The sequence below is a fragment of the Agromyces flavus genome, assembly GCF_900104685.1.
Lineage (GTDB): Bacteria > Actinomycetota > Actinomycetes > Actinomycetales > Microbacteriaceae > Agromyces > Agromyces flavus.
Genome location: NZ_LT629755.1, coordinates 858,626 through 879,183 on the forward strand (window position 1 = coordinate 858,626; position 20,558 = coordinate 879,183).

Below are 20,558 nucleotides of genomic sequence, written 5' to 3' on the forward strand. Positions count from 1 at the left end.
CCTACGCCGGCGGGGCGGGGATCGCGGCCGCAGGGTGATACCCTTGCGAACGTGCTCAGCGGCCGGCTCCTCCTTCTCCGCCGCGACGGGGCCTCGTTCTGACGGCCTTCCCCGTCGCGGAGTTCGTCGTCGGCTGCCACACCCGTCACGAGGAAGAACGCATTCATGACCGCGGAAGCGACTGAGCAGTACCCGAACATCCCCGATCGCCCGCGCACCCTGGCCGAGAAGGTCTGGGACGCGCACTTGGTGAAGAAGGGCGAGGACGGCACGCCCGACCTCATCTACATCGACCTGCACCTCGTGCACGAGGTCACGAGCCCTCAGGCGTTCGACGGCCTGCGGATGGCGGGCCGCCCCGTCCGCCGGCCTGATCTCACGATCGCGACCGAGGATCACAACACCCCGACGCTGGACATCGACAAGCCGATCGCGGACCCCACGAGCCGCACCCAGATCGAGACGCTGCGCCGCAATGCCGCGGAGTTCGGGGTGCGCATCCACTCGCTGGGCGACAAGGAGCAGGGCATCGTCCACGTCGTCGGGCCCCAGCTCGGCCTCACGCAGCCCGGCATCACCGTCGTCTGCGGCGACAGCCACACCTCGACGCACGGCGCGTTCGGCGCGATGGCGTTCGGCATCGGCACGAGCGAGGTCGAGCACGTGCTCGCCACGCAGACGCTGCCGCTCAAGCCGTTCAAGACCATGGCGATCACGGTCGAGGGCGAGCTGCGTCCGGGCGTGACCGCGAAGGACATCATCCTCGCCGTGATCGCGAAGATCGGCACGGGCGGCGGGCAGGGCTACGTGCTCGAGTACCGCGGCAGCGCCATCCGCTCGCTGTCGATGGACGGCCGCATGACCATCTGCAACATGTCGATCGAGGCCGGTGCCCGCGCCGGCATGGTCGCGCCCGACGAGACGACCTTCGCGTACCTGCAGGGTCGCGCGCACGCGCCGCAGGGCGAGGACTGGGACGCTGCCGTCGAGTACTGGCGCACCCTGCCCACCGACGAGGGCGCCGTCTTCGACGCCGAGGTGTTCATCGACGCGAACGAGCTCGAGCCGTTCGTGACCTGGGGCACGAACCCGGGCCAGGGCGTCTCGCTGAGCGACGTCGTGCCCGACCCGGCCGCGATCGACGACCAGCACGAGCGTGCCGCGGCCGAGCGCGCCCTCGAGTACATGGACCTCGCGGCCGGCACCCCCCTGAAGGACATCAGGGTCGACGCGGTCTTCATGGGCTCGTGCACGAACAGCCGGATCGAGGACCTGCGGGCGTTCGCGTCCATCGTCAAGGGTCGGAAGAAGGCCGACGGCGTGCGCGTCATGGTCGTGCCCGGTTCGGCGCGCGTGCGGCTCGAGGCCGAGGCCGAGGGCCTCGACAAGGTGTTCGAGGAGTTCGGCGCCGAGTGGCGCTTCGCCGGCTGCTCGATGTGCCTCGGCATGAACCCCGACCAGCTGGCGCCCGGCGAGCGCTGCGCCTCCACCTCGAACCGCAACTTCGAGGGGCGGCAGGGCAAGGGCGGTCGTACCCACCTGGTTTCACCGCTCGTCGCGGCCGCGACGGCCGTGCGCGGCACGCTGTCCAGCCCGTGGGACCTCGAGCAGGAGTCATCCGGAGGTCTCGATGCGGGCCCCGCCTACTCGACCACCGGCGCGAAGGGCGGCATCTGACATGGAGAAGTTCAGCACCGTCACCGGCGTCGCCGCCCCGCTGCGCCGTTCGAACGTCGACACCGACCAGATCATCCCGGCGGTGTTCCTCAAGCGCGTCACCAAGACCGGCTTCGACGACGCCCTCTTCCAAGCATGGCGGCAGGACCCGGAATTCGTGCTCAACCGCCCGGAGTACGCGGGTGCGTCGATCCTCGTCGCCGGTCCCGACTTCGGCACGGGGTCGAGCCGCGAGCACGCCGTCTGGGCGCTGCGCGACTTCGGCTTCCAGGTCGTGATCTCGAGCCGGTTCGGCGACATCTTCCGCGGCAACGCGGGCAAGCAGGGCCTGCTCGCCGCGCTCGTGGCCTACGAGGACGTCGAGCGCATCTGGGAGGAGATCGAGGCGCAGCCGGGAATATCCGCGACCGTCGATCTGGTTGAGCGTACGGTGAGCATCGGCTCACTCACGGTTTCATTCGACATCGACGATTACACTCGGTGGCGGCTCTTGGAGGGACTCGACGACATCGGGCTCACCCTCCGGGACGAGCCGGCCATCGCCGAGTTCGAGTCGCACCGTGAGGCGTGGCGGCCGACGACGCTCCCGATCCGGGAGCCGGCAGAGACAGGGAACTGAGTGAACACACTCGTGGATGACGCGAAGCAGCACGGTACGGCGGTCGGCCTCCCGGTCGACCGCATCACGATCAACGGCGGCAAGCCGTTGCGCGGCCGGATCGAGTTGAAGGGCGCGAAGAACCTCGTCACGAAGGCGATGGTCGCGGCGATCCTCGGCGACACCCCGAGCGTGCTGAAGGACGTCCCCAACATCAGCGACGTGCGCATCGTGCGCGGGCTGCTCGAGGTGCACGGCGTGACCGTGACCGAGGGCGCCGACGAGGGCGACCTCGTGCTCGACCCGTCGGCCGTCGAGACGGCGCACATGGCCGAGGTCGATGCGCACGCGGGCTCGAGCCGCATCCCCATCCTGTTCTGCGGGCCGCTGCTGCACCGCCTCGGCGAGGCGTTCATCCCCGACCTCGGCGGCTGCCGCATCGGCGACCGGCCGATCGACTACCACCTCGAGGTGCTCCGCAACTTCGGCGCCATCGTCGAGAAGCTCCCGAGCGGCATCCGCATGTCGGCCCCCAACGGCCTGCACGGGGCGAAGGTCTCACTGCCGTACCCCAGCGTGGGCGCGACCGAGCAGGTCCTCCTCACCGCGGTGCTCGCCGACGGCATCACCGAGTTGTCGGGCGCGGCGATCGAGCCCGAGATCATGGACCTCATCAACATCCTGCAGAAGATGGGCGCCATCATCTCGGTCGACACCGACCGCGTCATCCGCATCGAAGGCGTCGAGAAGCTGCAGGGCTACACGCACCGCGCGCTCTTCGACCGCAACGAGGCCGCGAGCTGGGCGGCCGCGGCGCTCGCGACCGAGGGCGACATCTTCGTCGGCGGCGCGCGCCAGGCCGAGATGCTCATGTTCCTCAACGTGTTCCGCAAGGTCGGCGGCGCGTTCGACATCCACGAGGACGGCATCCGCTTCTACCACCCGGGTGGCGAGCTCAAGCCGGTCATCATCGAGACCGACGTGCACCCGGGCTTCATGACCGACTGGCAGCAGCCCCTCGTGGTCGCGCTGACCAAGGCCAAGGGCGTCTCGATCGTGCACGAGACCGTGTACGAGCAGCGCTTCGGCTTCGTCGACGCGCTCGTCGAGATGGGCGCGTCGATCGAGGTGCACAAGGAGTGCCTCGGCGGTCGCCCGTGCCGGTTCGGCCAGCGCAACTTCAAGCACTCCGCGGTAATCTCGGGCCCGTCGCAGCTGCACGGCGCCGACATCGAGGTGCCCGACCTGCGCGGCGGGTTCAGCCACCTCATCGCGGCGCTGACCGCCGAGGGGCGCTCGACCGTGTCGAACGTCGGGATCATCGCACGCGGCTACGAGAACTTCATCACCAAGCTGGAGCTGCTCGGAGCGGACTTCGCGCTCGAAGGATAATGGGTCAGTGCCCCGACATGACCCCGCCGCCGCGCCTGCGGTGAAGCGCGGCGCCGAGAAGCGCCGTCCCTCGTTCTTCTGGGTGCTGGCCGCGCTCATCCTCCCGCTCTGGAACCTGTCGGTGAAGTACCGCTTCCACCATGGCGAGCGGATGCCGCAGTCCGGCGCGTTCGTGCTGTCGCCGAACCACTACAGCGAGGTCGACCCCCTGGTGATGGGGGTCGCCTCGTGGAAGCTCGGCCGCGCGCCGCGGTTCCTCGCGAAGGCGTCGCTGTTCAAGAATCCCGTGCTCGGTTGGTTCCTGCGCACCTCGGGCCAGATCCCGGTCGAGCGCGCGGGCAGCCAGAGCCACGCGGCGATCCGCGCGGCCGAGCGCCTCGTCGAGGAGGGGCGCATGGTCATCGTCTATCCCGAGGGCTCGCTCACGCGCGACCCCGAGATGTGGCCGATGCGTGGCAAGACCGGCGCGGTGCGCATCGCGCTCGAGCGCGGCATCCCGGTCGTGCCGGCCGCGCACTGGGGCACGCAGGCGATCCTGCCGCGATACGGCAAGAAGCTCAGCCTGTTCCCGCGCAAGACCGTCGACGTGATCATCGGCGAACCGCTCGACCTCTCGGCCTACGTCGACAAGCCGCTCGACACCGCGAACCTCACGGCGGCCACCAACGAGCTCATGGACGCGATCGCGGCGCTGCTCGGCGAGCTTCGCGGTGAGACACCGCCGGCAGAACGCTGGGACCCCGTCAAGCACGGCCAGAAGGAGACGGGGCGCCTCGATGGCTAGGACGCCGGGCCGACGTGCGCCCGGCAGGCGCGTGGCCGTGCTCGGCGCCGGAAGCTGGGGCACCACCTTCGCCAAGATCCTCGCCGACGGCGGCGCCGACGTCATGCTGTGGGCTCGCCGGCCCGAGCTGGCTCGCGAGATCCAGGAGGCGAAGCGCAACAGCGACTACCTCCCCGGCATCAACCTGCCGATCGGACTGCGCGCCACGAGCCGGCTCGACCTCGCGCTCGCGGGCGCCGAGCAGGTGTACGTGTGCGTGCCGAGCCAGACGCTGAGGCAGAACCTGATCCAGGCCGAACCGCACCTGCACGCGAACGCCGTGCTCGTGTCGCTCATGAAGGGCGTCGAGAAGTCGACCGGCCATCGCATGAGCGAGGTGATCGCCGAGATCCTGCCGATCGCCGAATCGCAGATCGCGGTGATCTCCGGACCCAACCTCGCGCTCGAGATCGCACGCGAGCAGCCCACGGCCGCCGTGGTGTCCTCGACCAGCATGGAGACGGCGCAGGCCGTCGCATCCGTGGCCCGCAACAAGTACTTCCACTCGTTCGTGAACACGGATGTCATCGGCACCGAGTTCGGCGGCGTACTGAAGAACCTCATCGCGGTCGCCATCGGCATCGTCGACGGGGCCGGCTACGGCGAGAACACGAAGGCGTCGATCATCACGCGCGGCCTGGTCGAGATGACCGACTTCGCGGTCGCCTACGGCGCGCACCCCGACACGCTCTCGGGCCTCGCCGGCCTCGGCGACCTCATCGCGACGTGCCAGTCGCCGCTGTCGCGCAACAACACCGCCGGGCGCCTGCTCGGCCAGGGCTACAAGCTGCCCGAGGTCGTCAACCAGATGCAGCAGACCACCGAGGGACTCGCCTCGGTCGGTCCGATCCTCGAGCTGGCGCGCGCCAAGGGCGTCGGGATGCCCATCGTCGAGCAGGTCCGCCAGGTGCTGGCGGGAACGCTCGCACCCAAGGACATCGCGCCGCACCTCACGACCGACGACGAGCCCAAGGGCGAAAGGACGATGGATGGACAAGCTCAGGGTGGTTCTGCTCTTCGGCGGGCGGTCAAGCGAGCACTCGATCAGCTGCGCAACGGCGGGCGGGGTGCTGTCGGCGATCGACCGTGACCGGTTCGAGGTGATCCCGGTCGGGATCACCCGCGAGGGCGCCTTCGTGCTCGAGAGCGACGACCCCGCACGCTTCGCGCTCGACCCCGAGCACCTGCCCGAGGTGGCCGACGACGGCTCGCGCGTGCGGTGGCCCGAGTCGGCGGCGAGCCGTGAGCTGCGGGTCGTCGGGGCGGATGGCACGGAGTCCTCGCTCGGCGACGTCGACGTGGTGTTCCCGATCCTGCACGGTCGGTTCGGCGAGGACGGCACCGTCCAGGGGCTCTTCGAGCTCCTCGGGCTGCCCTACGTCGGCAACGGGGTGCTGGCGTCGGCCATCGGCATGGACAAGCACGTCACGAAGACGGTGCTCGAGGGCGCCGGCATCCCGGTCGCGCCGTGGGTGACCCTGACCCGAGCGGCGTGGGACGGCGACCGCGAGCTCTGGGAGCGTCGGGTACGCAGCCTCGGGCTCCCCGCCTTCGTCAAGCCCGCGCGCGGGGGCTCGTCGGTCGGCGTGAGCAAGGTGTCCGACTGGAGCGAGCTCGACTCCGCGCTCGACGTCGCGTTCGCCGAGGACCGAACCGTGCTCGTCGAGGCCGCTGTGGTGGGCCGCGAGATCGAGTGCGGCGTGCTCGAGTCGCGCGACGGCGGGCCGGCCCGCGTGAGCGTGGCGGGCGAGATCGTGCTCACCGGGCGCGAGTTCTACGACTTCGAGGGCAAGTACCTCGACGGCGCGGGCGTCGAGCTCGTCTGCCCGGCCGACCTCGGCGACGGCGAGGCCGGCGAGCTTCAGCGCGTCGCGCAGCGCGCGTTCGCCGCGATCGGCGGCGAGGGGCTCGCGCGCGTCGACGTCTTCCACACCGGCGACGAGTTCGTCGTCAACGAGGTCAACACGCTGCCCGGGTTCACGCCGATCTCGATGTTCCCCACGTGCTGGACGAACTCGGGCGTGAGCTATCCCGAGCTGATCGCCGAGCTCATCGAGCTCGGCGTCGCGCGCGGCGCCCGGTAGCCGCGGGTCACTGCTCCGCCGGCAGCTCCTCGAGGTCGGTGCACCCGCCCTCGGCGGGGATCGCCGCGACGGCGGGGGAGAGGTCGGTGATGACGGTGGTGCCCGCCACGACGTCGTTGTCGACGACCACCTCGACCGCGGGCGTGCGTCCGTAGGTCGTGAAGCGGTAGCGCGGCGCGTCGGACTCGTCGATGATCCAGTCGACGTCGTCGACGCTCACGCAGCGGAGCGTCGTCGGGCCCGGCGGCTCGACGCCGCAGCGCAGCAGCACCGATGCGGGCGAGCCCCACGCGCCGGTGCCCTGGGCGTTGGTCTCGCGCTCGGCCTGGCCGGCGACCTCGTCGGGCAGCCGCACCACGACCGCTGCGCAGTCGGGGTCGGCGGCGTCGGGCGCCGGATCGAACGGCACGGGCTGGCTGCAGGCGGTGAGCGCCGTCAGGGCGGCGACGGCGACGGATGCCGCGGCGACGAGCCTCGGCAGCGCGCGCGGGGCACGGCGGGAGCGGGGAGCGGACATCGCCTCCACGCTACCGTGGGAGCCATGGAGCCCCCTGCGCACGAGTCCTCGCCCACGATCGGCGAGCTCGGCGAGTCGGCGGTGCTGGCGCGGGTGCTCCCGAGGCTGCGCTCGGGCGACGCATCGCTGCTCGGCCCCGGCGACGACGCAGCCGTGGTCGCGGCGCCCGACGGCCGGTACGTGGTGACGAGCGACATGATGGTGCACGGCCCCGACTTCCGACTCGCCTGGTCGACGCCGCACGACCTCGGCTGGAAGGCCGCAGCCACCAACCTCACCGACGTCGCGGCGATGGGCGCGCGGCCGACCGCGCTCGTGGTCTCGATCGCGGCGCCGACCGACCTGCCGGTCGCCATGCTCGAGGGCATCGCCGACGGCCTGCGCGATGCGCTGGCCGAACTCGCGCCGGGAGCGGGCGTGGTCGGCGGCGACCTGTCCGCGTCGCACGCGCTGACCATCGCGGTCACCGCGTTCGGCGATCTCGAGGGACGCGCGCCGGTGCTCCGATCCGGAGCTCGACCGGGCGACCTCATCGGGCACGCCGGCGCACGCGGCGACGCGGCGCGCGGGCTCGCGCTGCTCTTCGCCGAGGCGCGGGATGCCGCGGGCGAGCCGGATGCCGCGCGAGCCGCCGCCGTGCGCGACCGCCATCCGGAACTCGTGGGCGCCCAACTCTCGCCGAGGCCGCCGGTCGCGGCCGGTATCGCCGCCTCGCTCGCGGGGGCGACCGCGATGCTCGACGTGAGCGATGGGCTCGCCCGAGACGCGCGGCGCCTCGCGGAGGCGAGCGGAGTCGGCGTCGACTTCCGGAGTGACGCGCTCGGCGCCGACCCGCTCATCGCGCTCGCCGGCGCCGAGGACCACGGGCTGCTCGCCGCGTTCCCGCCGGGCGCCGCGCTGCCGCATCCGTTCGAGGTCATCGGCACCGCCACCGGAGAGGCCGGCCGGCTGACGCTCGACGGCGAGCCGGTCGACACCAGCGGCTGGGACCCCTACTCCGGCTGGGACGGCGTCTCGGGCTGAGCCGTCGCGGGCGCAGCGGAGGCCCACCAGAGGGTCGTCTCGCCGTAGTCGCGACGGCGCTCGGGCGAGATCCCGCGCGGCCACGTCGGCTCGGGGGAGCGCGAGCTGCGCTCGACCACCACGGTCGCATCGTCGGCGAGCCTCGGCGCGAGCAGTTCGAGGTCGCGGGCGAGCTCACGCTCGCCGAGGTCGTACGGCGGGTCGATGAACGCGAGGTCGATCCCGCCCGGCGCCGATTCGAGGTACGTCGGCACGCTGCGGACCTCGACCCGGATGCGCGGCGCGCGGCGCCGCACGGCCCGCGCCACGGCCGTCGCATTGCGCCGGCACACGTCGGCGGCCGCCTTCGCCCGTTCGACGAGCACCACCTCGCTCGCGCCTCGGCTCGCGGCCTCGAGGCCGAGGGCGCCCGATCCGGCGTAGAGGTCGACCACGACCGCCCCGTCGATCGCGTCGCGTGCCTCGAGCGCCGAGAAGATCGCCTCGCGCACCCGGTCGCTCGTCGGCCGCGTGCCGGACCTGGGCACGGCCAGCGTGAGCGAGCCGGCGTCGCCGGCGATGATGCGGGTCATGTCTCGGGAGCATAACGGGCGCCCCTCCGGCGCTGCCATGATGGAGACGTGGAAGACATGACCGACGCCCTGCACGCCGATCCGTCCCGCCACCGGGGGCACGAACAGCAGACGATCGACCGACTCTGGGACTTCGCCGATCCGGCGGCGAGCGAGGAGCGCTTCCGCGCGGCCGCCGCCGACGAGGAGCACTCGGCGCACGAACGCGCCGTGATGGCCACGCAGCTCGCGCGCGCGATCGGCATCCAGCACCGCGACGACGAGGCGCTCGCCGTGCTCGCCGAACTCGAGGCCGCCGAGCGCGAGGGCGAGACGCCCGAGGAGTCGGCCGAGCTCGTGGCGCGCATCGCGCTCGAGCGAGGCCGCATCGCCGCGGCATCCGAGCACGGCGACGAAGCGGTGCCCTACCTCACCCGGGCCGTCCGCGAGGCTGCGCTCTCCGGATCGACCTTCCTCGTCCTCGACGCACTCCACATGCTCGCGCTCAACGACACCGGCCACGAAGAGGAGTGGGCCGCCGAGGGCTTCGACATCCTCGACGGCGTGCGCGACCCGCGACTCAAGCGCTGGGGCGTCGCGCTGCACAACAACCTCGGTTGGACCAAGCACGATCGCGGCGATGCGGGGGCTGCGCTCTACCACTTCGAGAAGGCCGTCGAGGCGGCCGACCAGTACGGCACCGCCGGCCAGCAGCACGTCGCCCGCTGGTCCGTGGGCCGGGCGCTCCGCAGCCTCGGCCGCACCGACGAGGCGCTCGAGCTGCAGCGGGAGCTCGCGCGCGCGCGGCCCGACGACACGTACGTCCAGGCCGAGATCGAGGCGCTCACCGCCGCGACGACGGAGGCGGAGCCTACGATCGAGCCATGACGGCCGAACGCGTGGCGGAGGGGGCACTGACGCTCGACAGCCGGCTGACGACCGCGCTCGGCGGTCGGACCGCCCAGGCACTGCAGCGCGCATGGGGCTACACGACCGTGGGCGACCTGCTCGCGCACTACCCCCGGAGGTACGCGACCCGCGGCGAGCTGACCGCACTCGCCGAGCTTCCGCTCGACGAGAACGTCACGATCGTCGCCGAGGTGCTCGAGGTCCGCGAACGCACGATGCGCTCGCGCCGCGGATCGATCCTCGAGGCCAAGATCTCCGACGGCACCGGCATCCTCACGCTCACCTTCTTCAACCAGAAGTGGCGGGCCAACGAGCTGCGGCCCGGCGTCCGCGGCATGTTCGCCGGCAAGGTCTCCGACTACCGCGGCGCCCGCCAGCTCGCTCATCCCGACTACCAGCTCTTCGACGAGGCGCAGCCGGTCTCGGGTGCGGATGCCGCGGCGGTGCGCTGGGCGACCGCCCCGATCCCGATCTACCCCGCGACGGGCAGCCTGTCGAGCTGGCAGGTGCAGAACGCGGTCGCGCTCATCCTCGACGGGCTCGGCCCCGTCGAGGATCCGCTGCCCGACGGCGTGCGGAGCGCACGCGGCCTGCTCACCCATCGCGAGGCGCTCGAGCTCGTGCACCGGCCCGAACGCGACGTCGACTGGAAGGCCGCACGGCGCACGCTCCGCTTCACCGAGGCCTTCGTGCTGCAGACGGCGCTGCTCGAGCGACGTGCGGCGGCACGTGCGCACGAGGCGGTCCGTCGCGAGCCCGCTCCCGGCGGCCTCCTCGAGCGCTTCGAGGCGGCGCTGCCGTTCGAACTGACCGACGACCAGCACGCGGTCGGCGCCGAGATCCTCCACGACCTCGCCGAACCGGTCCCGATGAACCGGCTCGTGCAGGGCGAGGTCGGCTCGGGCAAGACCGTGGTGGCACTCCGGGCGATGCTCGTGGTCGCCGAGTCGGGCGGCCAGGCGGCGCTCCTCGCGCCGACCGAGGTGCTCGCCGCGCAGCACCTGCGGTCGATCGTGCGCATGCTCGGTCCCGAGCTCTCCGCCGAGGTGATGCCGACGCTGGTCACCGGGCAGCTGCCCGCCGCCGACCGGCGCAAGGCGGCCCTGCGCGTGGCCGCCGGCCAGGCGCGGATCGTCGTCGGAACCCACGCGCTGCTGGGCGACACGACCTCGTTCGCCGACCTCGGGCTCATCGTCGTCGACGAGCAGCACCGGTTCGGCGTCGAGCAGCGCGAGGCGCTCCGCCTCAAGGGCCGCCATCCGCACGTGCTCGTGCTCACGGCGACGCCGATCCCGCGCACGGTGGCGATGACCGTCTTCGGCGACCTCGACGTGTCGACCATCCGCGAGCTGCCGGCCGGCCGTGCGGGAATCCAGACGCACGTCGTGCCGCTGGCCGAGCGGCCCGCCTGGCGCGCCCGGGTGTGGGAGCGGCTCGCCGAGGAGCTCGCACAGGGTCGCCAGGGCTTCGTCGTCTGCCCGGCGATCGATGCGAAGGTCGCCGAGGAGGCCGACCCGCCCGAGGGCGAGCCGGCGCCGACCGCGGGCCCCGCGGCATCCGTCGCCTCGGTGCTCGCCGAGGTGCGGGCGAACCCGAACCTGGCCGACGCGCGCGTCGCACCGCTCCACGGCCGCATGGCCGCCGACGAGAAGGACGACGTGATGCGCTCCTTCGCGGGGCACGATCTCGACGTGCTCGTCGCGACCACGGTGATCGAGGTGGGCGTCGACGTGCCCAACGCGAGCACCATGGTCGTGGTCGACGCCGACCGGTTCGGGGTGTCGCAGTTGCACCAGCTCCGCGGGCGGGTCGGCCGGGGCAGCGTGCCCGGACTGTGCCTGCTCGTCACGGGCGCCGAGGCGGGCAGCGTCGCGCGCGAACGGCTCGACGCGGTCGCGGGCACACTCGACGGGTTCGAGCTGGCCCGCGTCGACCTCGAGCTCCGGCAGGAGGGCGACGTGCTCGGCGCCATCCAGTCGGGCGGTCGGTCCTCCCTGAAGCTCCTCCGCGTGGCCCGTGACGGCGACCTCATCGCCGATGCGCGCGAGGCGGCCGCCGAGGTGCTGGCCGACGACCCACGGCTCGCGTCGCACTCCGCCCTCGCGGCGGCGGTCCGCCGCCGCCTCGACGACGAGGCGAGCGAGTACCTGAGCAGGGGCTGAGACTCTCGCCGAGCTGCTCCGAGGCGCCGCTCGCACACTACGCTGGCCGTATGCAGCGGATCGCCGTCGTTCCCGGATCGTTCGACCCCGTTACGCTCGGCCACCTCGACGTGATCGAGCGGGCCGCAGGTCTGTACGACCAGCTGCACGTCGTCGTGGTGCACAACCCCGACAAGTCCGCACTCCTGCCGATCGCCCAACGCGTCGCGCTCATCGAGCAGGCGATCGCCGACGCGCACATCCCGGGCGACATCGTCGTGGCGTCGTGGAGCATGGGACTGCTCGTCGACTACTGCACCGACGTCGGCGCATCGGTGCTCGTCAAGGGCATCCGCTCGCAGGTCGACGTGGGCTACGAGACCCCGATGGCCATCGTGAACCGGCACCTGGCGGGCGTCGAGACGGTGTTCCTGCTTCCCGATCCGGCGAACGCCCACGTCTCGAGTTCCCTGGTGCGCCAGGTCTCGGCGCTCGGCGGCGACGTGAGCCCGTACGTGCCGCACGCCGTCGCGGACTACCTGCAGGGGGCGATGCGACCGTGAGCGAGCCGATGACCGTGACCGAGGCACCGGCCATGCCTCCGATGGGCATCGCCGAGGTCGGTGAGCGTGCCGCGGCCGTCGTCCGCAACGTCGAGACGGTCATCAGCGGCAAGCGCGACGCCGTCACGGCGGCGCTGACCGTCCTGCTCGCCGAGGGCCACCTGCTCATCGAGGACGTGCCAGGCGTGGGCAAGACGATGCTCGCCAAGGCGCTCGCGCGCTCGGTCGACTGCACGGTCAGCCGCATCCAGTTCACGCCCGACCTGCTGCCGTCCGACGTCACGGGCGTGTCGGTCTTCGACCAGTCCTCGCGGCGGTTCGAGTTCAAGCACGGGCCCGTGTTCGCGAACATCGTGATCGGCGACGAGATCAACCGCGCGAGCCCGAAGACCCAGTCGGCGCTGCTCGAGTGCATGGAGGAGCGGCAGGTGACGGCGGACGGCACGACGTACCGGCTCGAGCAGCCGTTCACCGTCGTGGCCACGCAGAACCCGGTCGAGATGGAGGGCACGTACCCGCTGCCCGAGGCCCAGCGCGACCGGTTCATGGCGCGCATCTCGATGGGCTACCCCGCCCCGGTCGACGAGCTCGACATGCTGGCGCAGCGCGAGACCGCGAGCCCGCTCGACTCCCTGCAGCCCGTGGTGTCGCTCGACGAGCTCCGCGCGATGATCGCCGCGGTGCACCTCGTCTTCACCTCGCAGCCCGTCAAGGAATACGCGGTCGAGCTCGCGCGCGCCACACGCGACGACCGGCAGCTGCGCCTCGGGGCGAGCCCGCGCGCGACCCTCCAGCTGATCCGGGCCGCGAAGGCCCACGCCGCCATGCACGGCCGCGACTTCGTCCTGCCCGACGACGTCGACGCCCTGGCGGTGCCGGTGCTCGCCCACCGCCTCGTGCCGACCAGCCGCGCCGTCGGCGGCCACGATCGCGACGGCGGCCCGCTCATCGACGCCATCGTGCGTCGCGTCGTGTCCGAGACGCCCGTCCCGGTGGGCAGCGCACGGAGGGAGTGAGACCGATGTCGCGGGTCCGCGCCGCACGCGCCCAGGCGCGACCGCGCCTGACGCGGCGGGGGATCGCGTTGATGGCCATCGGCGGCGCCCTGTTCGTGCTGGCGCTGTGGTTCGACCTGCGCGACATCATGCTGCTCGCCTCGGTGGGGTTGGCGATGCCGCTGGCTGCGCTGGGCTTCCTCGCACTGCGCGCGCCCCGGCTCGCGCTCACCCGGATGTTCGAGCCGCCCATCGTCGGCGCAGGCGGTTCGGTCCTCGTGCGGCTGCGCGTGCAGAACCGCAGCCGGCGAGCGTTCGACGGTGCGCACTGGCGCGACCTCGCGCACCCGGCGTTGCATCCGCCCGGTGAGGCGGTGCTTCCCGCCGTCGGTCGCCACGAGGGGATGCTGCCGACCGGTGACGACACCGTGCGGCTCGAGTACCGGCTTCGCACGCCTCGTCGCGGCGTCTTCGACGTCGGGCCGCTGAGCATCGCGGTGAGCGATCCGTTCGGACTGGCCCGCATCGATCGCATCGTGGGCACGCCGCGCGAACTCGTCGTCACCCCGCGAGTGACGCCGCTCGACACCGAGCCGGGCGTGGTGGCGAGCGTCGACGGCACGGTCAACGCGCTGCAGAAGCGCACGCATCCCAACAGCGACGAACTGATCGCCCGCGAGTACCGCTACGGCGACCCGATGCGCCGAGTGCACTGGGCGGCCACGGCCCGACGGGGCGAGCTGATGGTGCGCGACGAGGAGCAGCGCGGCGACCCCGAGGTGCGCCTGCTGCTCGATACCGCGCTCGGCGGACGCTCGCACCATCCGGTCGCCGGCGGGCACGAGCGTGTCGGCGCGACGCTCGACCCCGCGTTCGAGCTCGGCGTCGAGATCGCGGCGTCCCTCGGCGTGCACCTGCTGGCGCACGGCTTCCGCGTGCGGCTCGATCCCGTCGACGATCCCGACGTCACCACGCGCGCCATCGCCGCCGAAGCCGGCGGCTACCGGTCGCCCGGCGGCGAGGCCGGGCTGCTCGAGGACCTGGCGCGGCTGGAGCCGCCGCGTCGGGACGCGCGCCGCGAGCACCCGCGGCAGGTCGATCCGGCGGCCGCGGCGCGCGTGGTGCGCACACGCCGCGACGCGCGAATGCCGGCGCTGGTCGTCCTGGTCGAGCCCGCGCCCGCGGCCGTCGAGTCGCTCGTGGCACTGCGGCCCGGCGTGGAGCCCGCGATCGCGTTCGTCGCCGAATCCGCCTCGACGGCCGTCGTCGAGCGCCTCGAGGAAGCGGACTGGCGCGTGGTGCGCGTGCGCCGGCCGGTCGACCTGCCTGCCGCCTGGTCGGACGCCTGGCGCTCCGCGCGCGAGGCCGCGCGCTCGGGAGGTCCCGGTGCGTCCTGACCGCCTCCTCCTGACCACGCCGCAGAGCCTCGCGCTCTCGGGTGCGACCCTCCTGCTCCTGCTCGTCGCCACGACCGCCCTCGGGCCCCTCATCACCGGCAGCGGATGGTGGTGGGCGAGTGCGATCGTCGCGGTCGCCGTGATCGGGGGCGGCGCGGGCATGCGCGCCATCCGGACCCCGCCCTCGGTCGTGCCGCCGCTCGAGGTCGCCGCATTGATCCTCGCGCTCACGCTGCTCTTCGGCGGCACGACGAGCATCGCGCTGATCATCCCCACGCCCGACACGTTCGACGCCTTCGGCGCACTCGCCGAAGGCGCGCGCCGCACCATCGAGCAGCAGTCGGTGCCGGCCATCCCGGTGCCCGCCCTCGTGTTCGCCATCTGCGTCGGCGTCGGCGTGGTGGCGGTGCTGCTCGACCTCATCGTGCAGACGGTCCGGCTCCCGGCGCTCGCGGCAGTGCCGATCCTGGTGCCGGTGCTCGTGCCCGGCCTCTTCGTCGAGGCCGGCGCCGAGGTGGGCGCGCTCGTACTGACGGCCGCGGCCTACCTGCTCCTGCTGCGGGTCGACGTGCGCGTGCGTCGCAGCGCCGAGCTGCTCCAGGAGGACGAGCGCGACGACGCGCCGATGGTCATCGCGCCGAAGCGCGCCCCGATCGTGTCGACGATGGGCGCATCGCTCGGCCTCGCGGCGATCGGGCTGCTCGCGGCATCCGTCATCACGGCCGCCACGCCCAGCATCTCGACGAGCTTCCTGCTCGGCAGCGGCGGACCCGGAACGCTGTTCGCGCGTGGGGTCAGCCCGTACCTCGAGCTGGGCCGGGACCTCCGGCGTCCCGACCCCGTGCCCGCGTTCACGTACGTCTCGCCCGACGGGATCCGCCCGTACTTCACGCTGCTCACGGTGCAGCGCCTCGAGGGCGAGGTCTGGACGGCCGGTGAGCGAGCGGTCGACGGCGATCACACGCTCGACACGCTGCCGCGGCCCGACGGCCTCGCCGACGACGTCCTGGCGCCGCAGCGCACGATCTCGGTCGACACGCAGCAGGTCCGCACCGCGTGGCTGCCCCTCCCGTATCCGACCGCCGAGGTCGAGGGCGTGCGCGGATCGTGGTTCTGGGACACCGGCTCCCTGAACGTCCGCAGCGTCGACTCCACGACGCTGGAGCAGCGCTACCAGCTGACGCACCTCGACGTGCAGCCGAGCGTCGGGCAGCTGCGCGCCGCCGGCGCACCCGACCCGAGCGCGGTCGCCGAGTCGACGCTCGAGCTGCCCGACGACCTGCCGCCGATCATCGCGCAGACCGCCCAGGAGGTGGCCGGAACCGCGCCGACGCCCTATGACGCCGCCGTCGCCATCCAGGCCTACTTGCGCGGGTCGTTCGAGTACTCCGAGGACGCCCCGGTCGCCGGCGGGTACGACGGCGGCGGGTTCGACGTCATCGCCGCGTTCCTCGAGGCGGGCGAGGGGTACTGCATCCACTTCGCGTCGACGATGGCGGTGCTCGCGCGTGAGATCGGCATCCCCTCGCGCATCTCGGTCGGCTACACCGCGGGCACCGCGACCGATGCCCGCGAGAACGGCGAGGTGGTCGTCGCCGTGGACTCGCACGACCTGCACGCCTGGCCCGAGCTGTACTTCGAGGGCGTGGGCTGGGTGCCCTTCGAGCCCACTCCCGGCCGCGGCACGGTTCCCGGATACTCGCGGCTCGGGGCGGGGGAGGACACCGAGGGCGTGGTGCCGACGGCGCCGTCGACCGGGCCCGGATCCACGGGGCGCCCCGACGGCGACCCCGACAGCGCGCTCGGCGACGACGCCGCGGCACTCGCGGCGCGCGTGGACTTCCTCCGCGGTGCCGGCGTGGTCGTGCTCGCGATCGGGCTCGTGCTGCTGCCCGCCGCGATCCGATGGGGATTGCGCGTCGGACGACGGCGTCGCATCCGCACCGGCCCGCAACCCGCGGACGCTGCGTGGCGGGAGTTCGCGGCGACCGCCGTCGACCTCGGCCTGCCGGTCGACGACCGACGCACGGCCCGCGTGCTCACCGCCGAGCTCATGCGTCGACCGGCCTTCGCCGTGCACGGCGACCCGCCGGGCGCCGCGGCCGGTGCCGCCCTGCGGCTCCGCGACGCGGTGGAACGGGAACGCTACGGTCCCGCGACGCCCGTGGACGCGCCGGCGCGAACCGATCTCGCGCGCGACCTCGCCGTGGCGTCGGCCGCGCTGCGTGCCGACGCGCCGGCATCGCGTCGAGCGGAGGCCGTGCTGCTCCCGCGTTCGCTGCGGGCGGCGGGACGCGACGTGGTCGGCCGTGCCGTCCCGCGCGGCGCGTAGAATCGTCGATCGTGGCCGTCCAGCAGACCCCCTTCCGCGTCAACGTGCGCGATCTCCTCAACAAGCCCGGCGAGATGCGCGAGGAGCGACTCGACCTGCCGGCACCCGAGCCGTTCGGCGAGGGGCTCGTCGGCGTGCGCGAGGGCTCCGAGATCGAGATCGACCTCCGGCTCGAGTCGGTGCACGAGGGCGTGCTCGTCACGGCTGACGTCGACGCGACGGCCGAGGGGGAGTGCGGCCGGTGCCTCATCGACATCGCACTGCCGGTCCGAGTCGAGTTCCAAGAGCTTTTCGCGTATCATTCTGGGGAAGCTTTCGAGTATGAGGTTCAAGACGACCACGTGGATCTTGAACCGCTCATCAGAGATGCGGTAGTGCTGGCACTGCCCTTCCAGCCGGTGTGCCGGCCGGATTGCCCAGGTCTCGACCCAGAGACCGGGCTGCGTCTGGCAGATCATCCGGAACTCGTCACCCGTGTCGAGAACGACCCCCGATGGGCTGCGCTCGCAGGGTTCAGGGCTTCCGAAGACGAGGGCGCGGATGCTGCATCCGACGCCGACCAGAAGAGAGATTGAGAGAGAGTCATGGCTGTTCCCAAGCGGAAGAAGTCACGCGCCAACACCCACGCGCGCCGTTCGCAGTGGAAGGCCGAGGCCCCCACGCTCGTCAAGACCGTCGAGAACGGCAAGGTCACCTACAGCCTCCCGCACCGCGCGCGGGTGGTCGAGGACTCGGCGGGCACCCCGCTGTTCCTCGAGTACAAGGGCCGCAAGGTCGCCGACGTCTAGTCGGCCCGAGACTCCCGAACGACCGGTCGTGAGGCGCGCTGAGCGTACGGACACCGGGGCCGACGAGCTCGCCGAGCTGCAGCGCACGCTGCGCGTCGAGCTCGACCCCGAACTCCTGCTCCTCGCACTCACGCACCGGTCGTTCGCGTACGAGAACGGCGGCATCCCGACCAACGAGCGCCTCGAGTTCCTCGGCGACTCGATCCTCGGCCAGGCCGTCACATTCCGGCTGTTCACCGACCACCCCGAGCTCGACGAGGGCGAGCTGGCGAAGCGCCGCGCGAGCCTCGTGTCGTCGGCCGCGCTCGCCGAGGTCGCCCGCACGATCGGGCTCGGACCCTACATCCGGCTGGGCCGGGGCGAGACGCTGACGGGCGGCGCCGACAAGCCGTCGATCCTCGCCGACACCGTCGAGGCGATCATCGGCGCGGTCTACCTCGATCGCGGCGGCGAGGTCGCGACCGACCTCGTGCTGCGCCTGGTCACGCCGCTCATGAAGGATCCCGAGCGCTTCGGCGCCGCGATGGACCCCAAGACGAGCCTGCAGGAGATCGCGGCGCGCCGCAGCGCCCCCGCCCCCGTGTACGTCGTCACCGAGAGCGGGCCCGACCACAACAAGCACTTCGTCGCGACCGTGTCGGTCGGCGACCTCGTCTCCGCGTCCGGCGAGGGCTCGAGCAAGAAGCAGGCCGAGATGGCTGCAGCCCTCGAGGCGTGGACGCTCCTGAGCGACCGCTGACGTGCCCGAGCTGCCCGAGGTCGAGGTCGTGCGGGCCGGTCTTGCGCCCGCGGTCACCGGTGCTCGCATCGCGGGGGTCGAGGTGCTCGACGCGCGCTCGTTGAAACGCCACGCGGCGGCGTCCGGCGACTTCGAGGCACGACTCACGGGCGAGCGCATCGAGGCGGCCGTCCGCCGGGGCAAGTTCCTCTGGATGCCGCTCGCCGGCGGCGACGCACTCGTCGGCCACCTCGGCATGAGCGGACAGCTGCTGCTGCGCACGTCCGACCATCCCGGCGACGACCGGCACGCCCGCATCCGGCTGCACCTCGAGCATCCGGCGCACGGCGAGCTGCGCGTCGACTTCGTCGACCAGCGCATCTTCGGATCGATGGCGGTGGATCGCCTGCTGCCGACCGCTGACGGCGAGGTCGCGGGATTCTCCGCCGACGTCACCGGGCCCTGGGCGCGATCGATCCCGTCGCAGGTCGCGCACATCGCCCGCGACCCGTTCGACCCGGCCTTCCGCGACGATGCGTTCTCGGCCGCGGTGCGTCGTCGCACGTCGGCCGTCAAGCGCATCCTGCTCGACCAGAGCCTGGTCTCGGGCATCGGCAACATCTACGCCGACGAGGCGCTGTGGGCCGTGCGCCTGCACGGCGAGCAGCCCGGCGACACCCTCAGCGCGCGACGTGTGCGCGAACTGCTCATGGCGGTGCGGGCCGTGCTGCAGAAGGCGCTCGCCGAGGGCGGCACGAGCTTCGACGCGCAGTACGTCAACGTCAACGGCGCGTCGGGCTACTTCGCCCACTCGCTCAACGCCTACGGGCAGGCCGGCCGACCCTGCCCGCGATGCGGCACGCCGATCGTGCGCGAGGCGTTCATGAACCGGTCGTCGCACCGCTGCCCGCGGTGTCAGCGGCTCCGGATGCCGCGCCGGGCGGCTTAGCTGCCGGTCGCTGCCACGTCGACTCCAGCGCGAACGGACGGAAGCCCAGCGCCACGTTGATGGCGAGCATGTGCTCGTTCTCGTCGGCGTTCCACGTGTAGACGCGGTCGCGCGCGGCGTCGAGGTCGCCGAGCGCGACGAGGTTGGCGAGCTTGATCCGCATGCCGAGCCGGTGTCCCCGGTGCGGTGCGAGCACGATGGTGTCCCACTGCTCGACGGCGGGCGAGTCCGGCAGGAGCGAGAGCTCGGTGAAGCCCGCGACCTCGCCGTCGGGTGCCACGGCCGCGGCCGTGAGCTTGGTTCGTCCTGAGGCGATGGACCGCTCGTCCTCATCGCGCACCCGCGCGGCATCCCACGGTTCCAACTCGTACGCGATGGCACCGGCCGGAGGATCGACGGACATCCGCTCATGCGCGTGCGCGAGCGAGTCGACGAGGTCCTCGGGCGCCCGGTCCGTCCAGCAGACGACGCGGTATGCGTCGGTCGCCGCCGCGCTCGCCGCGGCCAGGCGGTCCCTGAACTCGGCGTCGCGACCCGCGACGTCCATCGCGCTGATCCGGTAGAGCTGTCCGAGCGCATAGCCGTGCGCGTGTGCGAACCGGGCGGTGGCCGCGTCGGCTGCGATGCTCGCGTCGCCCTGGGGCGCCCGCACGCGCGGCGTGCCGGCAGGGTCGCCATCGATCAGGTGCTCGGCTGAGAGCACCGTGGTGGGGTGTCCCGCCGATCGCGCCGCCGTCTCGGCCGCCGCGAGCAGCCTCGAGCCGATGCCCTCGCGTCGTCGGGTCGCATCCACGCCGAGCATGGGGATGTACGCGGTCGTGGCCTCGTCGTCGAGCTCCCAATGCACCTCGGCGAAGCCGACGAGCCGGCCGCCGTCGAACGCCCCGAAGGCGATGCGCTTCGTGTAGTCGGACTCGCGCAGGTCCTCCAGCAGTTCGCGCGGTCGCCGGCTCAGGTCGGCGGTCGACAGCGTCTCCTCGTCGAGGCGCCGGATCAGCTCGGCGTATGCGCCGAGCTCGGCCCCGTCGGCGCCGTCCAGGCGTTCGGGCACCCCGATCGGGCGGATGTCGATGCTCACGCGGCCCCCTCTCGCCCACGTGC

At 72.5% G+C, this 20,558-nt stretch carries 20 protein-coding genes; 17 read left to right on the plus strand and 3 right to left on the minus strand.

Features of this window, described 5'->3' with window-relative positions; all coding sequences use genetic code 11:
- The first annotated feature begins 165 nt into the window (after positions 1-165).
- The 6 genes from leuC to BLT99_RS04095 are packed head-to-tail and all read left to right on the plus strand — an operon-like array spanning position 166 to position 6,574.
- Positions 166-1,677, plus strand: coding sequence for a 3-isopropylmalate dehydratase large subunit (leuC, locus tag BLT99_RS04070; RefSeq protein ID WP_092669508.1), 1,512 nt, complete (start codon positions 166-168; stop codon positions 1,675-1,677).
- A gap of 1 nt (position 1,678) precedes the next feature.
- Entirely contained in the window at positions 1,679-2,296 is a 618-nt protein-coding gene (gene leuD, locus BLT99_RS04075; protein WP_092669509.1) for a 3-isopropylmalate dehydratase small subunit, read from the plus strand.
- Positions 2,297-3,667, plus strand: a complete 1,371-nt coding sequence (murA, locus tag BLT99_RS04080; protein ID WP_092669510.1) for a UDP-N-acetylglucosamine 1-carboxyvinyltransferase — start codon at positions 2,297-2,299, stop codon at positions 3,665-3,667.
- Positions 3,668-3,674: 7 nt separating this feature from the next.
- Positions 3,675-4,451 (plus strand): lysophospholipid acyltransferase family protein, encoded by a 777-nt coding sequence (locus BLT99_RS04085; RefSeq protein ID WP_229724675.1) that lies wholly within the window; start codon positions 3,675-3,677, stop codon positions 4,449-4,451.
- Positions 4,444-5,580 carry an NAD(P)H-dependent glycerol-3-phosphate dehydrogenase gene (locus BLT99_RS04090; RefSeq protein ID WP_092669511.1) on the plus strand — a complete coding sequence of 379 codons (1,137 nt, stop codon included), beginning with the start codon at positions 4,444-4,446 and terminating at the stop codon, positions 5,578-5,580. The genes BLT99_RS04085 and BLT99_RS04090 overlap by 8 nt, the downstream gene beginning before the upstream one ends.
- Entirely contained in the window at positions 5,480-6,574 is a 1,095-nt protein-coding gene (locus tag BLT99_RS04095) for a D-alanine--D-alanine ligase family protein (protein ID WP_092669512.1), read from the plus strand. The genes BLT99_RS04090 and BLT99_RS04095 overlap by 101 nt, the downstream gene beginning before the upstream one ends.
- A gap of 7 nt (positions 6,575-6,581) precedes the next feature.
- Here the strand turns inward: BLT99_RS04095 and BLT99_RS04100 are convergent, their stop codons facing one another.
- Positions 6,582-7,091: a DUF3515 family protein gene (locus BLT99_RS04100; RefSeq protein ID WP_092675592.1), complete on the minus strand. Its 510-nt coding sequence runs from the start codon at positions 7,089-7,091 to the stop codon at positions 6,582-6,584.
- A 24-nt stretch (positions 7,092-7,115) separates the two neighbouring features.
- Between BLT99_RS04100 and thiL the strand changes: the two genes are divergently transcribed.
- Positions 7,116-8,114: a thiamine-phosphate kinase gene (gene thiL / locus BLT99_RS04105; protein WP_092669513.1), complete on the plus strand. Its 999-nt coding sequence runs from the start codon at positions 7,116-7,118 to the stop codon at positions 8,112-8,114.
- On the opposite strand, the gene BLT99_RS04110 is transcribed toward thiL, so the two are convergent.
- Positions 8,084-8,686, minus strand: a complete 603-nt coding sequence (locus tag BLT99_RS04110; RefSeq protein ID WP_092669514.1) for an RsmD family RNA methyltransferase — start codon at positions 8,684-8,686, stop codon at positions 8,084-8,086. The two genes, thiL and BLT99_RS04110, sit on opposite strands and share 31 nt — an antisense overlap.
- Positions 8,687-8,734: 48 nt before the next feature.
- Between BLT99_RS04110 and BLT99_RS04115 the strand changes: the two genes are divergently transcribed.
- Genes BLT99_RS04115 through mutM form a run of 10 tightly spaced genes read left to right on the plus strand, consistent with a single transcriptional unit; the run spans position 8,735 to position 19,457 of the window.
- The gene (locus BLT99_RS04115) at positions 8,735-9,553 is read left to right on the plus strand and encodes a tetratricopeptide repeat protein (RefSeq protein ID WP_133988548.1); all 819 of its coding nucleotides are present in this window, start codon (positions 8,735-8,737) and stop codon (positions 9,551-9,553) included.
- Positions 9,550-11,736 carry an ATP-dependent DNA helicase RecG gene (locus tag BLT99_RS04120; protein WP_092669516.1) on the plus strand — a complete coding sequence of 729 codons (2,187 nt, stop codon included), beginning with the start codon at positions 9,550-9,552 and terminating at the stop codon, positions 11,734-11,736. The genes BLT99_RS04115 and BLT99_RS04120 overlap by 4 nt, the downstream gene beginning before the upstream one ends.
- A 50-nt stretch (positions 11,737-11,786) precedes the next feature.
- On the plus strand, positions 11,787-12,278 hold the full coding sequence (gene coaD / locus BLT99_RS04125) for a pantetheine-phosphate adenylyltransferase (RefSeq protein ID WP_092669517.1): 492 nt from the start codon (positions 11,787-11,789) through the stop codon (positions 12,276-12,278).
- Between the two features lie 32 nt (positions 12,279-12,310).
- Positions 12,311-13,294, plus strand: coding sequence for an AAA family ATPase (locus BLT99_RS04130; RefSeq protein ID WP_229724721.1), 984 nt, complete (start codon positions 12,311-12,313; stop codon positions 13,292-13,294).
- A gap of 5 nt (positions 13,295-13,299) precedes the next feature.
- Positions 13,300-14,670, plus strand: coding sequence for a DUF58 domain-containing protein (locus BLT99_RS04135; RefSeq protein ID WP_092669518.1), 1,371 nt, complete (start codon positions 13,300-13,302; stop codon positions 14,668-14,670).
- Positions 14,660-17,002 (plus strand): transglutaminase family protein, encoded by a 2,343-nt coding sequence (locus tag BLT99_RS04140; RefSeq protein WP_092669519.1) that lies wholly within the window; start codon positions 14,660-14,662, stop codon positions 17,000-17,002. Before BLT99_RS04135 ends, BLT99_RS04140 begins: the two co-directional genes overlap by 11 nt.
- 11 nt (positions 17,003-17,013) lie before the next feature.
- On the plus strand, positions 17,014-17,577 hold the full coding sequence (locus BLT99_RS04145; protein WP_229724673.1) for a YceD family protein: 564 nt from the start codon (positions 17,014-17,016) through the stop codon (positions 17,575-17,577).
- Between the two features lie 9 nt (positions 17,578-17,586).
- Entirely contained in the window at positions 17,587-17,790 is a 204-nt protein-coding gene (rpmF, locus tag BLT99_RS04150) for a 50S ribosomal protein L32 (protein ID WP_092669520.1), read from the plus strand.
- Positions 17,791-17,818: 28 nt separating this feature from the next.
- Positions 17,819-18,529: a ribonuclease III gene (gene rnc, locus BLT99_RS04155; protein WP_092669521.1), complete on the plus strand. Its 711-nt coding sequence runs from the start codon at positions 17,819-17,821 to the stop codon at positions 18,527-18,529.
- A gap of 1 nt (position 18,530) precedes the next feature.
- A complete protein-coding gene (gene mutM, locus BLT99_RS04160) occupies positions 18,531-19,457 on the plus strand; it encodes a bifunctional DNA-formamidopyrimidine glycosylase/DNA-(apurinic or apyrimidinic site) lyase (protein WP_092669522.1) in 927 nt (308 codons plus the stop codon).
- Here mutM and BLT99_RS04165 read toward each other — a convergent pair.
- Complete coding sequence (locus BLT99_RS04165) at positions 19,390-20,535, minus strand: GNAT family N-acetyltransferase (RefSeq protein ID WP_092669523.1); 1,146 nt, start codon at positions 20,533-20,535, stop codon at positions 19,390-19,392. The genes mutM and BLT99_RS04165 overlap by 68 nt on opposite strands.
- Positions 20,536-20,558 lie beyond the last annotated feature (23 nt).